The organism is Metaplanococcus flavidus (assembly GCF_042675885.1).
Classification (GTDB): Bacteria; Bacillota; Bacilli; order Bacillales_A; family Planococcaceae; genus Planococcus; species Planococcus flavidus.
In genome coordinates, this window is record NZ_JBHTKI010000031.1 from 1 (window position 1) to 824 (window position 824).

General features: G+C 48.3%; 5 tRNA genes. All 5 read left to right on the forward strand.

Annotated elements, in window-relative coordinates:
• Positions 1-24: 24 nt before the first annotated feature.
• The 5 genes from ACFQ1X_RS15410 (at position 25) to ACFQ1X_RS15430 (ending at position 577) form a co-directional block, all read left to right on the forward strand.
• A tRNA-Asp gene (locus ACFQ1X_RS15410) sits at positions 25-100 on the forward strand.
• Positions 101-108: 8 nt separating this feature from the next.
• Positions 109-183 (forward strand) — tRNA-Gln (locus ACFQ1X_RS15415).
• A 114-nt stretch (positions 184-297) separates the two neighbouring features.
• Positions 298-383 (forward strand) — tRNA-Leu (locus ACFQ1X_RS15420).
• Between the two features lie 15 nt (positions 384-398).
• Positions 399-475: transfer RNA gene (locus ACFQ1X_RS15425), tRNA-Arg, on the forward strand.
• A gap of 28 nt (positions 476-503) precedes the next feature.
• A tRNA-Gly gene (locus ACFQ1X_RS15430) sits at positions 504-577 on the forward strand.
• Positions 578-824 lie beyond the last annotated feature (247 nt).

Sequence of the window (824 nt, forward strand, 5' to 3'; positions counted from 1 at the left end):
CAAATCCTGCCCCCGCAACCAAATGGTCCCGTGGTGTAGCGGTTAACATGCCTGCCTGTCACGCAGGAGATCGCCGGTTCGATCCCGGTCGGGACCGCCATTTTTTATTGGGGTATAGCCAAGCGGTAAGGCAACGGGTTTTGATCCCGTCATGCCCTGGTTCGAATCCAGGTACCCCAGCCACTTTAATCTCAGTAAATAAAACAGGGATTATGTTATCAAGAATAAATTAATTGATGCTATTGACTTTCAACGAGTGAAAGATTATAATATAACTTGTCGCTAAAATAATTTTATGCGGTCGTGGCGGAATGGCAGACGCGCTAGGTTGAGGGCCTAGTGGGAGAAATCCCGTGGAAGTTCGACTCTTCTCGGCCGCACCATAACGTATTCCCATTGCGCCCGTAGCTCAATTGGATAGAGTACTTGACTACGAATCAAGCGGTTAGAGGTTCGAGTCCTCTCGGGCGCACCAATTTTCCTTCTATATAATACATTTTAATGCGGGTGTAGTTTAGTGGTAAAACCTCAGCCTTCCAAGCTGATGATGGGGGTTCGATTCCCCCCACCCGCTCCATAATTTATTTTGAACCTTGAAAACTGAACAGCAAAACGTCAACGAAAGACGTCACGAGCGCCTTGGCGCGAGAACGGCTTTTGCAAGGGTCGCCTTTGGCGATCGGAGCACAGCCTTCGAACAACTTGGGTTCGTGACTTACTACTGATCAGCATTCGTGCAGATCAAAGCGAATCGCTTGTCTTCGGACGGCGATGCGCCAGCAAGTATTTGAGCAATCAACTACTCTATAATGGAGAGTTTGATC